Origin of the sequence: Streptomyces sp. NPDC090499, assembly GCF_044769305.1 — a bacterium.
GTDB lineage: Bacteria > Actinomycetota > Actinomycetes > Streptomycetales > Streptomycetaceae > Streptomyces.
Map to the genome: position 1 here is coordinate 89,791 of NZ_JBIVXP010000001.1, position 13,155 is coordinate 102,945.

The 13,155-nt window shown below is 71.4% G+C and carries 14 protein-coding genes; 5 read left to right on the top strand and 9 right to left on the bottom strand.

Annotation, left to right across the window (positions count from 1 at the left end):
• Window positions 1-61: 61 nt before the first annotated feature.
• From ACIQVL_RS00445 to ACIQVL_RS00465, 5 genes are all read right to left on the bottom strand, one after another.
• Window positions 62-1,036: an SCO1860 family LAETG-anchored protein gene (locus ACIQVL_RS00445; protein ID WP_403473881.1), complete on the bottom strand. Its 975-nt coding sequence runs from the start codon at window positions 1,034-1,036 to the stop codon at window positions 62-64.
• A gap of 142 nt (window positions 1,037-1,178) precedes the next feature.
• Window positions 1,179-2,270 carry an amidohydrolase family protein gene (locus ACIQVL_RS00450; protein WP_403473882.1) on the bottom strand — a complete coding sequence of 364 codons (1,092 nt, stop codon included), beginning with the start codon at window positions 2,268-2,270 and terminating at the stop codon, window positions 1,179-1,181.
• A 143-nt stretch (window positions 2,271-2,413) separates the two neighbouring features.
• Window positions 2,414-3,199 carry an amino acid ABC transporter ATP-binding protein gene (locus ACIQVL_RS00455; RefSeq protein WP_403435334.1) on the bottom strand — a complete coding sequence of 262 codons (786 nt, stop codon included), beginning with the start codon at window positions 3,197-3,199 and terminating at the stop codon, window positions 2,414-2,416.
• The gene (locus tag ACIQVL_RS00460; RefSeq protein WP_403435332.1) at window positions 3,196-4,032 is read right to left on the bottom strand and encodes an amino acid ABC transporter permease; all 837 of its coding nucleotides are present in this window, start codon (window positions 4,030-4,032) and stop codon (window positions 3,196-3,198) included. The genes ACIQVL_RS00455 and ACIQVL_RS00460 overlap by 4 nt, the downstream gene beginning before the upstream one ends.
• Window positions 4,029-4,883 carry an ABC transporter substrate-binding protein gene (locus tag ACIQVL_RS00465; RefSeq protein WP_403473883.1) on the bottom strand — a complete coding sequence of 285 codons (855 nt, stop codon included), beginning with the start codon at window positions 4,881-4,883 and terminating at the stop codon, window positions 4,029-4,031. Before ACIQVL_RS00465 ends, ACIQVL_RS00460 begins: the two co-directional genes overlap by 4 nt.
• A gap of 218 nt (window positions 4,884-5,101) precedes the next feature.
• Between ACIQVL_RS00465 and ACIQVL_RS00470 the strand changes: the two genes are divergently transcribed.
• From ACIQVL_RS00470 to thpD, 5 genes are all read left to right on the top strand, one after another.
• The gene (locus tag ACIQVL_RS00470; RefSeq protein WP_403474775.1) at window positions 5,102-6,202 is read left to right on the top strand and encodes a pyridoxal-phosphate-dependent aminotransferase family protein; all 1,101 of its coding nucleotides are present in this window, start codon (window positions 5,102-5,104) and stop codon (window positions 6,200-6,202) included.
• Window positions 6,203-6,489: 287 nt separating this feature from the next.
• A complete protein-coding gene (ectA, locus tag ACIQVL_RS00475; RefSeq protein ID WP_403435328.1) occupies window positions 6,490-7,005 on the top strand; it encodes a diaminobutyrate acetyltransferase in 516 nt (171 codons plus the stop codon).
• Window positions 7,006-7,016: 11 nt separating this feature from the next.
• The gene (gene ectB / locus ACIQVL_RS00480; RefSeq protein ID WP_403435326.1) at window positions 7,017-8,288 is read left to right on the top strand and encodes a diaminobutyrate--2-oxoglutarate transaminase; all 1,272 of its coding nucleotides are present in this window, start codon (window positions 7,017-7,019) and stop codon (window positions 8,286-8,288) included.
• 32 nt (window positions 8,289-8,320) lie between these two features.
• The gene (locus ACIQVL_RS00485) at window positions 8,321-8,719 is read left to right on the top strand and encodes an ectoine synthase (protein ID WP_403435324.1); all 399 of its coding nucleotides are present in this window, start codon (window positions 8,321-8,323) and stop codon (window positions 8,717-8,719) included.
• A 2-nt stretch (window positions 8,720-8,721) separates the two neighbouring features.
• Window positions 8,722-9,609 (top strand): ectoine hydroxylase, encoded by an 888-nt coding sequence (gene thpD / locus ACIQVL_RS00490; protein ID WP_403435322.1) that lies wholly within the window; start codon window positions 8,722-8,724, stop codon window positions 9,607-9,609.
• A gap of 354 nt (window positions 9,610-9,963) precedes the next feature.
• Here the strand turns inward: thpD and ACIQVL_RS00495 are convergent, their stop codons facing one another.
• The 4 genes from ACIQVL_RS00495 to ACIQVL_RS00510 form a co-directional block, all read right to left on the bottom strand.
• Window positions 9,964-11,025, bottom strand: coding sequence for an aminotransferase class V-fold PLP-dependent enzyme (locus ACIQVL_RS00495; RefSeq protein ID WP_403435320.1), 1,062 nt, complete (start codon window positions 11,023-11,025; stop codon window positions 9,964-9,966).
• A 97-nt stretch (window positions 11,026-11,122) separates the two neighbouring features.
• Window positions 11,123-11,839 carry a DsbA family oxidoreductase gene (locus ACIQVL_RS00500; protein ID WP_403473884.1) on the bottom strand — a complete coding sequence of 239 codons (717 nt, stop codon included), beginning with the start codon at window positions 11,837-11,839 and terminating at the stop codon, window positions 11,123-11,125.
• Window positions 11,840-11,903: 64 nt separating this feature from the next.
• Window positions 11,904-12,416 carry a GNAT family N-acetyltransferase gene (locus ACIQVL_RS00505; protein ID WP_403473885.1) on the bottom strand — a complete coding sequence of 171 codons (513 nt, stop codon included), beginning with the start codon at window positions 12,414-12,416 and terminating at the stop codon, window positions 11,904-11,906.
• Between the two features lie 74 nt (window positions 12,417-12,490).
• Window positions 12,491-13,099 (bottom strand): DUF1349 domain-containing protein, encoded by a 609-nt coding sequence (locus ACIQVL_RS00510; RefSeq protein ID WP_403435314.1) that lies wholly within the window; start codon window positions 13,097-13,099, stop codon window positions 12,491-12,493.
• Window positions 13,100-13,155: the final 56 nt, after the last annotated feature.

The window sequence follows — 13,155 nt, forward strand, 5'->3', positions numbered from 1 at the left end:
CGCGGGTGCGTTGGGGCTGGTCGCGCAGTTCCCCGCGCCCCTAAAGGCACAAAGCAGGGCGTCAGCGGCGGCGTCGGGCCACAGCGACCGCTCCTCCGCCTGCTGCTACCAGCGCCAGCGATCCTCCCACGACGTACGGCGTCGCCGAACTGCCGCCCGTTTCCGCCAGCTTGGTGGTCTCCTTCGCCGGGGCGCCCTGGACCTTCACGTCGGACGCCGGGTCGGCGGGGTCGGCGGGGTCGGCGGGGTCGGCGGGGTCCGTGGGGTCGGCAGAGTCGGCAGGGTCGCCAGGGGCTCCCGGAGCGGCCTCGGGGTCGGGGGGCGTTTCGCACGTCGCCTTCGCCAGCGTCACCGTCCCCTCCACCTCGGCCACGTTGAGCTTCAGCGGGTTGATGGAGACCCTGAGTTCGAGGGCGCTGGCCGCTGCCGTGGTCGAGGTCGTCTCGCGCTTGGACAGGTCGAGGCGGACCTCGCCGACGCCGGGGACCCTGACGTCGGTGGGGCCGCCCGCGCTCAGCGTCACGCGCTTGCCGAGCACGGTGACGGCACCGACCACGTTGGCGTCGGCCTCCGGCCGCCTGCCGGTCTCGCAGGTGGCCTTGGACGTGACCGTGTCGAGTTCGACGAGGGACAGCAGGGGCAGGCCCGGCAGGTGCAGCCGGGCGTGGGCGAGGTGGACGGCGGCCTCGGCGCGGTCGGCCGAGACGGTCGCCTTCGCCGAGGCGGCCTCCGCGCCGAGGACGTTGAACGGCTTGCCGCCGTCGACCCCGTCGAGGGTGGCGGTGAGCGCTGTCCGGTCGGCGCTCTGCGGTGCCTGGACCTCGTTCAGGGAGACCGCGAGCGGGACGTTCACGGTCTTGCTGAGGAGGGAGACGTCGAGCCCGGTGCGCAGGACGACCGCGCTCGCGCGACCGTGGTCGGTGGTCGCGTGTGCGGTGCCCGCCCCGGCCAGGGCCGCGGGACCGGCGGCCAGGGCCGTGGCGGTCGCGAGGGTCGCGAGACGGCGTGCGGGCGTACGGAATGTGTCGCTGTTCAAGGTGGTGGGACCCCCAGAGGAAACTTGCTCGGGACCCGCCAAGAATTACGCACTGTGGGTGAACAGGCAGCAATCCTGCGTCACTTCACTCAATAGTGGACTTTCCGTGCAGGTATTCGAGTCGGTCGGCACAGGAGTTCCCTTACTCCACGACCTGCCCGTTCAGCACCACTCTCCGGGGGGACGTAAGGACGCGCACGTCCGCGCGCGGGTCGCTCTCGTACACCACCAGGTCCGCCGGCGCGCCCTCCTCCAGGCCGGGCCTGCCGAGCCAGGCGCGGGCCGCCCAGCTGGTCGCCGCGAGCGCGTCGAGGGGCGGGATCCCGGCGGTGACGAGTTCGGCGACCTCGCCCGCGACCAGGCCGTGGGCCAGGCTGCCGCCGGCGTCGGTGCCGACGTACACCGGGATCCCGGCGTCGTAGGCGGCCCGGACGGTGTCGTAGCGGCGCTCGTACAGCCGGCGCATGTGGGCCGCCCAGCGGGGGAACCTGGCCTCGCCGCCCGCCGCCAGGTCCGGGAAGGTGGCGATGTTGACGAGGGTGGGGACGATCGCGACGCCGTGGGCGGCGAAGAGGGGGATCAGGTCCTCGGTCAGTCCCGTGGCGTGCTCGATGCAGTCGATGCCGGCCTCGACCAGGTCCTGCAGCGAGTTCTCGGCGAAGCAGTGGGCGGTGACCCGGGCGCCGAGCCGGTGCGCCTCGGCGATGGCCGCCTCGACGGCGTCCCGGGGCCAGCTGGGGGCCAGGTCGCCGAGGTCGCGGTCGATCCAGTCGCCGACCAGCTTGACCCAGCCGTCGCCGCGCCGGGCCTCCTGGGCGACGTACCCGACCAGGTCGTCCGGCTCGATCTCGTGGGCGAAGTTCCTGATGTAGCGGCGGGTGCGGGCGATGTGCCGGCCGGCCCGGACGATCTTCGGGAGGTCGTCGCGCTCGTCGACCCAGCGGGTGTCGGACGGCGAGCCGGCGTCCCGGATGAGGAGGGTGCCGGCCTCGCGGTCGGTGAGGGCCTGCTTCTCGGCCGTCGCCGCGTCGACCGGGCCGTGCGGGCCGAGGCCGACGTGGCAGTGGGCGTCGACGAGACCGGGGAGCGCCCAGCCCGCCACGGTCCGGATGTCACGGGCGCCGGCGGGCCGGTCGTAGGAGACCCGGCCGTCCACCACCCACAGCTCGTCGCGGACGTCCTCGGGGCCCACGAGGACCCTGCCCTTCACGTGCAGCACCGCCTGATCGCTCATGGGGCTCAGCCTAGGGCGACCGGCAGTCCCGCCATGATGCGGCTCAGCAGCCGTCCGCCGTGGCGTTCCGCGTGCTGTGCGTCCAGGCCCGAACCCTCGCGCAAGGCACGGACAGCCGGGGCTGCGGGTACCCCGGCGGACCGCTACGGACCCGCCTGGTCCGAGGTCTCCTCCTCCACCTGGGCCATGGCCGGGTCCAGGAGCCGGGAGAGGAAGTGGCGGGTGCGGTCGTGGGTGGGGTTGCCGATGACCTGGTCCGGCGTGCCGTCCTCGACCACGACTCCCCCGTCCATGAAGACCACCCGGTCGGCGACCTCGCGGGCGAAGCTCATCTCGTGGGTGACCACCATCATGGTCATGCCCTCCCGCGCCAGCATCCGCATCACCGCCAGGACGTCCCCGACCAGCTCCGGGTCGAGGGCGGAGGTCGGCTCGTCGAAGAGCATCACCTCGGGGCCCATGGACAGCGAGCGGGCGATCGCCACCCGCTGCTGCTGGCCGCCGGAGAGGGCGGCGGGGTAGGCGTCCGCCTTCTCGGTGAGCCCCACGCGGGCGAGGTTCTCCGCGGCGACCCGTGCTGCCGTCGCCTTGTCCCGGCGCAGCACCCGGCGTTGCGGCAGGGTCAGGTTCTCGGTGACCGTGAGGTGCGGGAACAGGTTGAACTGCTGGAAGACCATGCCGATCCGGCGGCGCACGGCGTCGATGTCGACGTCCGGGTCCGTCAACTCGGTGCCGCCGACGAACACCTGCCCCTGGGTGGGCTCTTCCAGCAGGTTGACGCAGCGCAGCAGGGTGGACTTGCCGGAGCCGGACGGGCCGATGACGCAGACGACCTCGCCCTGGCCGATCTCCAGGTCGATGCCGCGCAGCACCTCGTTGTCGCCGAAGGACTTGTGCAGGCCCTTCACCTCGATCTCGGGTCGGCTCACTTGACGGCCTCCTGGGCCTTCGCCTCCATGCGGCGCACGACGAAGCCGAGCGGGATCGTGACCAGCAGGTAGCACAGGCCGGCGACGAGGATCGGCGTGGAGTTGGCGGTCGTACTGGCCAGGTCGCGGCCGTACTTGGACAGTTCGCGCTCCTCCAGGGTGACGCCGAGGAAGAGGACCAGGGAGGAGTCCTTGAAGAGGAGCACCAGTTCGTTGGTCAGCGGCGGGAGGATGATGCGGAACGCCTGCGGGACGACGATCGAGACCATGGCGCGGGCCGGTGAGAAGCCCAGCGAACGGGCTGCCTCCAGCTGTCCCCTGGGGACCGCCTGGATGCCCGCGCGGATCGTCTCGGCCATGTAGGCGGCGGCGACCAGGCCGAGGGCGAGGGCCACCTTGCCGTAGGTGCCGCCGACGATCTCGGTGCCGGGGAAGGCGAGCGGGACGGCGACGCCGATGAAGATGAAGATCAGCAGGGCGGGCAGGCCGCGGAAGATCTCGATGTAGATGCCGGCCAGCCAGCGGTAGGGGCCGACCGACGACAGCCGCATGAGCGCTATCACCATGCCGAGCGCCAGGCCGACGGCGAAGCCGGACACCGTGTAGAGCACGGTGTTCTTCAGCGCCAGCGTGATGACGTCCGGGAACATCTGCCGGGCGATGTCCCACTGGGCGAACTGGTTCTGCAGCCGTCCCCAGTCGGCGCCGGCGGCGAAGGCGGCAACGGCGGCGACGAAGAGGACGTACTGCGCACCGCGCGACAGCCGGCGCTTCTGCCGGCGGGACAGGCCCTTGCGGCGCGGCTGGAGTTCCGTGTCCGTACCTGCGGTCATGAGCCGGCGGGGGACGCGGCAGCGGCGTCGTAGGGACCGATCCACTTCTCGTACAGCTTCTTGTACGAGCCGTCGGCCTTGGCGTCGGCGATCGCCTTGTCGACGGCGGCGAGCAGCTTGGTGTTGCCCTTCTTCACCGTGAAGCCGTACTGCTCGCCGGTGTTGATGTTGTCGGCGACCTGGAAGGCGGCCGCGTTGGCCTTGTCCTTCAGCCAGCCCTGGACCACCGGGTAGTCGATGACGACGGCCTTGACCTGGCCGGTGCGCAGGCCGTTGAGGACGGCGTCGGAGGACTCGAAGGAGACCGGGTCGAAGCCCTGCCTGCTGACGTAGTCCTCGCCGGTGGTCTGCGCCTGGGCGCCGAGCTTCACCTTCTTGGCCTTGGCGTCGGCGAGCGAGGTGATGCCGCTGTTCTTGTCGACGAGGAGGGCCTGGGTGGCGGCGAAGTACGGGGCGGAGAAGTCGACGTTCTTCTTCCGCTCGGCGGTGATGGTCATGCCGGCCGCGGCCAGGTCGCACTCGCCGGAGTTGAGGAAGGCGCCGGTCTTGAAGTTCTCGAACGGCGTGTCGAGGATCTGCTGCTTCACGCCGAGGTTCTTGGCGACCAGGTCGATCATCGACACGTCGAAGCCCTGCACCTTGCCGTCGATCTCCGACTGGAACGGCGGGTACGGAAGGTGGGTGCAGGTGGTGAGCTGACCGGCCTTGACGAGCTCGACGCCGCCGGCTGCGGTCCTGGAGGCGCTGGAGCCGTTGCCGCTCGACGTGCAGCCGGCCACGAGGGCCAGCCCGGCCGCGGCGGTGGCGGCGGCCAGGGCGCGAGCCCGGCGGCGCCCGAGGAGCGTGGTCACGAGACCTCCCGTGAGTCTGTGGGGAAGCTCCCGGTGATCTGTGAGGGAGCTTTGGATTCCGGTTCTACGGGTTCCGATTATAAGGAGATGTTTGGGTTTCCCAAACCAAACCGATGGCATGGCGATCGTCCAGCCTAAGAAGTCGCCGGTCGGAGCGCTGGAGGGGCGCCGGTTACGCTCGTCTTGATCCACCTGCCGTGACTGAGGAGAGCACCGCCGTGACCCACCCCTTCCTCGACCTGCCCCCGCTGACCGCCGCCCGCTTCGCCGCGATCGAGGACCGGGTGGCCCGGTTGCTGGACACCCGCCAGGACGTCGTGATCATGCAGGGCGAGGCGCTGCTGCCCCTGGAGGGCGCGATCAGGGCGGCGGCCGGGCCGGGGACGACCGCACTGAACGTGATCACCGGCCCGTACGGGCAGACGTTCGGGAACTGGCTGCGCGACTGCGGCGCGACGGTGATCGACCTCGCGGTGCCCTTCCACACGGCGGTGACGCCCGGACAGGTCCGGGAGGCCTTCGCCGCGCACCCGGAGATCGACTTCGTGTCCCTGGTGCACGCGGAGGCCGCGACCGGCAACACCAACCCGGTCGCGGAGATCGGCGAGGTGGTACGGGCCCACGGCGCCCTCTTCTACCTGGACGCGGTCGCCTCGGTCGGGGCCGAGCCGGTGCTGCCGGACGCGTGGGGCGTGGACCTGTGCGTGATCGGGGCGCAGAAGGCGATGGGCGGCCCGGCCGGCGTCTCGGCGGTGTCGGTGAGCGCACGGGCCTGGGCCCGGATGGCGGCGAACCCGAACGCCCCGCGCCGCTCCTACCTCTCCCTGCTGGACTGGAAGGAGCGCTGGGTGGACGGTGGCCGCACGGCGCTGCTGCACGCACCGGCGCAGCTGGAGATGCTGGCGCTGGAGGCCTGCGTCGAGCGGATCGAGACGGACGGCCTGGAGACCGTGATGGCCCGGCACCGGACGGCCGCGCTGGCCACCCGGGCCGGGGCGGTGGCCCTCGGCGGCGGCCTGGAGCCGTACGTGTACGCGGAGACCGACGCGGCGCCGGTCGCCACGACGTTGCGGGTGCCGTCGGGCGCGGTGGCGTCGGAACTGGTCGCCGAGGCCCTGGCCGGCGACGGCACCCTGCCGCTGGCCGCGGGCGGGGGCGCCCTGGCCGGGGAGATGATCCGGGTCAACCACTACGGGGTGGACGCGACGGCCGGTGCCGTGCGGTCGAGCCTTGCGGCGATCGGCGCGGGGCTGGCGAAGCGGGGGCTGCCGGTGGACCCGGAGGGCGCCCGGCGGGCGGTGGAGTCCGCCTGGCGGTAGCGGGCGGACGGGTTTCGGGAGCGGGCAGACGGCGTTACCGGCGCCTGAATTCAAGGAAATCTCGAATTCCTTTTCGGTGGATGGCTTACCCGAGTTCTTCTGCCCGCTTTTTGCGTAGCTAAACGGGGGGAATTTCGTCCAGGTTTCAACCCTGTGACACACTCCACACGACGGCACGATTTGCCCGATTTGTTGCGGTGCATATAGGGACATATGGACAGTCCAGATTCGGCCACTCGCGACACCCGCCGTGCATTTTTGCATTTGCCTCGCTAAATTCAATTCGCATGACTGCCCCACAAGCAGACCTGATCGTCGACCGCCCGCTGGTGACCGACGGTGCCGCTCTCTGGCGTATCGCCAAGGAATCCGGAAGCCTCGATCTGAACTCCTCGTACAGCTATCTGCTGTGGTGCCGGGATTTCGCCGGCACCTCGGCGGTGGCGCGCGGCACGGACGGCGAGCCCGTCGGGTTCGTGACCGGATACACCCGGCCGGACCAGCCGGACACGCTGCTCGTCTGGCAGGTGGCCGTGGACGCCGCGCAGCGCGGCCGCGGCATCGCGGCGCGGCTGCTGGACGGGCTCACCGCACGGGTGGCGGCCGACCGGCCGCTCACCGCCGTCGAGACCACCATCACGCCCGGCAACACCGCCTCCGAGCGCCTGTTCACCTCGTTCGCCGCCCGGCACGGCGCCGCCGTCGAGCGCACCGTGCTGTTCGAGGCCGGCGAGTTCCCCGACGGTCCGCACCACCCCGAAGTCCTGTACCGCATAGGCCCCTTGACCCCCACATCGCACTGAGGAGCCCCGCCGTGACCATCACCCAGCCCGACCTCAGCGTCTTCGAGACCCTGGAGTCCGAGGTCCGCAGCTACTGCCGCAGCTGGCCGACCGTGTTCGACCGGGCCCGGGGCAGCCGCATGTACGACGAGGACGGCCACGCATACCTCGACTTCTTCGCCGGCGCCGGGTCACTCAACTACGGCCACAACAACCCCGTACTGAAACGGGCGCTGCTCGACTACCTGGAACGGGACGGCGTCACCCACGGCCTCGACATGTCGACCACGGCCAAGCGGTCGTTCCTGCAGACGTTCCAGGACCTGGTGCTGCGACCGCGCGGGCTGCCGTACAAGGTCATGTTCCCGGGGCCGACGGGGACGAACGCCGTCGAGTCGGCGCTCAAGCTCGCCCGGAAGGTGAAGGGGCGCGAGGCGATCGTGTCGTTCACCAACGCCTTCCACGGGATGTCCCTCGGCTCGCTCGCCGTCACCGGCAACGCGTTCAAGCGGGCCGGGGCCGGGGTGCCGCTGGTGCACGGGACACCGATGCCGTTCGACAACTACTTCGACGGGACCGTGCCGGACTTCCTGTGGTTCGAGCGGCTGCTGGAGGACCAGGGGTCCGGGCTGAACAAGCCGGCCGCGGTGATCGTGGAGACCGTGCAGGGCGAGGGCGGCATCAACGTCGCCCGGCCCGAGTGGCTGCGCGCCCTCAAGGCGCTCTGCGAGCGGCAGGACATGCTGCTGATCGTCGACGACATCCAGATGGGCTGCGGACGCACCGGTGCCTTCTTCTCCTTCGAGGAGTCGGGGATCGTCCCGGACATCGTCACCGTGTCCAAGTCCATCAGCGGCTACGGACTGCCGATGTCGCTGTGCCTGTTCCGGCCCGAACTGGACGTGTGGGAACCGGGCGAGCACAACGGCACCTTCCGCGGCAACAACCCCGCCTTCGTCACCGCGGCCGCCGCCCTGGAGAGCTACTGGACCGACGGCCCGGCGATGGAGAAGCAGACCCGGGCCAAGGGCGAGCAGGTCGAGCAGGGACTCATCGCGATCGTCGAGGAGAACCTGGCCGACGTGCGCGAGTACCGGGGGCGGGGCCTGGTGTGGGGCCTGGAGTTCCACGACAAGGAGCGGGCCGGGCGGATCGCCAAGCGCGCCTTCGAACTCGGGCTGCTCATCGAGACGTCGGGGCCGGAGAGCGAGGTCGTCAAGCTGCTGCCCGCCCTGACCGTCACCCCGGACGAACTGGACGAGGGGCTGAGCATCCTCGCCCGCGCCGTCCGCGAAACCGTCTGACCGGATCACAACCAAGGAGGCTGTACACCACCGTGATCGTCCGTTCGTTCAAGGAGATCGAAGGCACCGACCGGCATGTGAAGTCCGCGTCCGGGACCTGGGAGAGCAAGCGCATCGTCCTCGCGAAGGAGCGGGTCGGCTTCTCGCTGCACGAGACGATCCTCTACGCGGGCACCGAGACGACGATGTGGTACGCCAACCACGTCGAGGCCGTCGTCTGCGTCGAGGGCGAGGCCGAGCTGACCGACCACGAGACCGGGACGTCCTACACGATCACCCCCGGGACCATGTACCTCCTCGACGGGCACGAGCGGCACTCGCTGCGCGTCAAGGAGGACTTCCGCTGCGTCTGCGTGTTCAACCCGCCGGTCACCGGCCGGGAGGACCACGACGAGAACGGCGTCTATCCCCTGCTGACGGAGGAGGGCTGACCATGACCACCATCACCGACCTCTACCCGAGCCGCGGCCCCGCCGAGGTCGCCGTCCCCCGCAAGGACCCGGTCGTCTGGTCGGCGCCCGGCGCGCCCGGCCCGATCGCCACCGACCGGCTGGAGGCCTTCGAGCGCGACGGCTTCCTCACCGTCGACCAGCTCATCGCGGACGACGAGGTCGCCGTGTACCGGCGGGAGCTGGAGCGGCTGATCACCGACCCGGCGATCCGGGCCGACGAACGCTCGATCGTGGAGCCGACGTCCAAGGAGATCCGGTCCGTCTTCGAGGTGCACCGGATCAGCGAGGTGTTCGCGAACCTGGTGCGCGACGAGCGGGTGGTCGGCCGGGCCCGGCAGATCCTCGGCTCGGACGTGTACGTCCACCAGTCCCGGATCAACGTCAAGCCGGGGTTCGGCGCCAGCGGCTTCTACTGGCACTCGGACTTCGAGACCTGGCACGCCGAGGACGGCCTGCCGAACATGCGCACGGTGTCCGTCTCGATCGCCCTGACCGAGAACCACGACACCAACGGCGGCCTGATGATCATGCCGGGCTCGCACCGGACGTTCCTGGGCTGCGCCGGCGCCACGCCCGAGGACAACTACAAGAAGTCGCTGCAGATGCAGGACGCGGGCACCCCGTCGGACGAGGCGCTGACGGAACTGGCCTCGCGGCACGGCATCAGGCTGTTCACCGGCAGGGCCGGGTCGGCGACCTGGTTCGACTGCAACTGCATGCACGGCTCCGGCGACAACATCACGCCGTTCCCGCGCAGCAACGTCTTCATCGTGTTCAACAGCGTGGAGAACACGGCGGTGGAGCCGTTCGCGGCGCCGGTGCGCCGGCCGGAGTTCGTCGGGGCCCGGGACTTCACCCCCATCCGGTGATCCCGCACCAGGGCTGACCGGGCAGAACACAGACGCACGCCGGGCCCGCGAGGTGTCGTGGGACCACACTCCGGACCCGGCGTGCAAGGCCCCGTAACGCGGCCGGACCCGCCTCCCCCGGAAAGGGCGGCGGGTCCGGCCGCGTACGGCTGCCACCGGCCGCCGCGGGTGTTCACGGGCAGTACGCGACCTGATCCGCCCCCCTTCCACGGTGACCAGGATGCCCCAGCGGCCGCAGCAGGCCAGCCGGGTCCGGCAGCGGCCGTACCCGGCGGACCGGCGGGCGGTGCTGGTGGAGGCCGACCTGGGCCCGGGGAACCGCGGCGCGGACCTGAGCGGGCGGGGCCGCCGGGGTCAGCCCGCGAGGGCGTCGAGCAGGCGGTCCACGTCGGCGGGCGTGTTGAAGAGGTGGAAGGCCGCGCGGAGGTTGCCCGCACGGTCGGAGACCTCGATGCCGGCCCGGCTCAGTTCGGGCTGGCGGCCGCCGAGCCCGGGGACCGAGACGATCGCCGAGCCGGGGGCGGGCACCGGCTCGTGCCCGAGGGCCGCGAGCCCGGCCCGGAACCGGTCGGCGAGGCCCACGTCGTGGGCGTGCACGGCGGGCAGGCCGAGTTCCTCGATCAGGTCGAGCGAGCGGCGCAGGCCGGCGAACGTGAACAGGGCGTGGGTGAGGTCGAACCGCCGGGCGGAGTGGGCGAGTTCGGCGACCGGGCCGTAGCAGCTGTCCCACGGCTCCTCGCCCGCGACCCAGCCCGCGAGCAGCGGGCTCAGCCCGCCGAAGTCCTCGGGGAGCACGAGGAAGGCCACGCCGTGCGGGCCGAGCAGCCACTTGAAGGAGACGGACGCGGTGAAGTCGTGGGCGTCGGCGTCCATCGGCAGCCAGCCGGCGGCCTGGGAGAAGTCGACGTAGGTGCGGGCCCCGTGGGCGCGGGCGGCCTCACGCAGCGCGGGCAGGTCGGCGAGCCGGCCGTCCGCCGACTGGACCGCGCTGACCGCGACGAGGGCGGTGTCCGGACGGACGGAGTCCGCGATGCGCTCCAGCGGCACCGCGCGGACCTTGAGGTCGCCGCGGACGTGGAACGGGTTCAGTACGGAGGTGAAGTCGTCCTCGGCGGTGAGGACTTCGGCGCCGGCCGGCAGCGAGGCGGCGATCACGCCGGAGTGCGCGGCGACCGAGGCGCCCGCCGCGACCCGGGTCGCCGGGACGCCGGCGAGCCGGGCGTAGGCAGCCCGGCACGCCTCCACGTCCTCGTACAGCGGGGTCAGCGGCCGGCCCTCGGCCCGCAGCAGCGCCGCCTCGTGCAGGGCGGCCACGGTGCGGGCGGGCAGCAGGCTGTTGCCGGCCGTGTTGAGGTAGATGGTCTTCGGGGCGAACTCGGCGCGGACGAGGCTCTCGAACGTCTCCGTGGTCTCCATGCGTCCACTCTGCGGCCCGGTGAACCCCCCGTCCATTGCGGATTTCTACGGGGATCCACCAAGCGATGCTTATACGAAGCCCCTGACCTGGCCCTTCTCAGTGCTGCGGGACCGCGCACCCGTCCGGCCCGCAGGCCTCCGCGCCGCCCTCGTCGATCAGCTTCAGCGGCGAACGCGCGCCCCAGGCCTGGGTGAGCGCCTGCGTGAACACCTCGGCGGGCTGGGCCCCCGAGACCCCGTACTTCCGGTCGAGGACGAAGAACGGCACTCCGTTCGCACCGAGCTCGGCGGCCTCGCGCTCGTCGGCGCGGACCTCGTCGGCGTACCGGGAGGGGTCGGCGAGGACCGCGCGCACGGCCGCCGCGTCCAGCCCGGCCTCCACGGCCAGCTCCACGAGCCGGTCCTCGCCCTCGCTGAAGAGGGACCGCTCCTCGGCGAAGTTCGCCCGGTAGAGGATCTGGACCAGCTCGTCCTGGCGGCCCTGCTCCTTGGCGAAGTGCAGCAGCCGGTGCATGTCGAAGGTGTTGCCGTGGTCGCGGCCCCGGGTCCGGTACTCGAGACCCTCGGCGGCGGCCTGCGCTCCCAGGTTCTCCTCGCCCGCCTGGGCCTGGGCCTCGCTCATGCCGTACTTCTTGCTGAGCATGGCCAGCACCGGCTGGACGTCGTCCTTGGCCCGGCCGGGGTCCAGCTCGAAGGAGCGGTGCACGACCTCGACGTCGTCGCGGTGCGGGAATGCGGCGAGCGCCTTCTCGAAGCGCGCCTTTCCGACATAGCACCAGGGGCAAGCGATATCGGACCAGATCTCGACGCGCATGTTCTCGGCTCTCCAGGTAGCGACCGGAAGTCTTGCAACTGCCTGAACCTTCAAACAGACCCCTTCATTCCCCTCGGCCCCCGCCCACCGCGTACCGCAGGTACAGGTGGTGGTCCCCCTCGGCAGGCCGGTAGTCCGGGTCCGGCACCCAGCCCTGGCGGGCGTAGAAGGCCTGGGCCCGCCGGTTGTCCACGTGCACGTCCAGCACCGCGGTCCGTCTGCCCTCGGCCCGCCACTGCTCCAGACAGGCGGCGTGCAGGGCGGTGCCGACCCCGGCCCGCCAGTGCCCGGGGTCGACGTGGAACTGGAACAGCTTGACCGTTTCGGCACCGGCGCCCTCCGGGGTGCGGAACGAGGCGACCCCGATGACCGCCCCCGCCTCCACCACGCACAGCACCTGCCCGTCCGGCCGCTCGACGGCGCCGCGCCAGGCGGCCGTCCAGTCGACACCGTCGTCCGGGAGGCCGTCCGGGTAGTACGTCGACCGGGCCCGGTGGTGCAGCGCGGCGATGGTCTCCGCCTCGGCGGACAGCGCGGTACGGATCACCCGCAGCCCTTTCACACGGTCACTGATCATGCACCAGAGGACGAGCCCGGGTCCGCGCCGGTTCCGAGCCGGCGGAGCGGAGCGCCCCGTGGGGAGCTTCGCCCTCAGCTTCCGTCGCGCAGGTCGGCCGGCCAGTCGGGCCTGAACTCGATGTGGTCGTAGGTCACCACGCACCCCTCCCCCATCGGCGACTGGGTCATGAAGCCGACCAGCGCGCCCTCGGTCTCCTTCTCGCCGCCGAGGGTGAAGAGCCGCACGAAGACCCACTTCTTGCCGTCCCGGGAGGCGTGGAAGGCGAATGCCCGGCCGGTCCGGCTGATCCGCAGCCAGACCGAACTCCCCTCCACGGTGAAGGCGTTGGCGTCGTCCGAGTGCCCCCGGGTGACCACCGTGCAGACGGTGGGCACGTCCGGGGAGTTCTCCAGACAGAGCTTGGCCCAGGCCCGGTCGCCGACGTGCACGTACAGCACACCGGCGTCGAAGGCGGCACCGAACCCGACGGTGACCCGGGCGATCAGCTGGAAGTCCCCTTCGGGCGCCCCCAGCAGCCGGGGTGCGTCCGAGGCGGGGTCCAGCGCCTCCCCGGTGGGCGACACGAACCGGTCCTGCCGGGCCCCGGCCCACCCGGTGAGCACCCCCTCCTCGTGGAACCAGTGCCCGTCGGGCCCGTAGGTACGGAGGGGAAAGGGAAGTTCGGGAAGTTCGACGTCCATGGTCGGATTGTGTCAGGTGCACGCGCCCCGGAGGGGCGCGGGGAACGTCGTGGGCA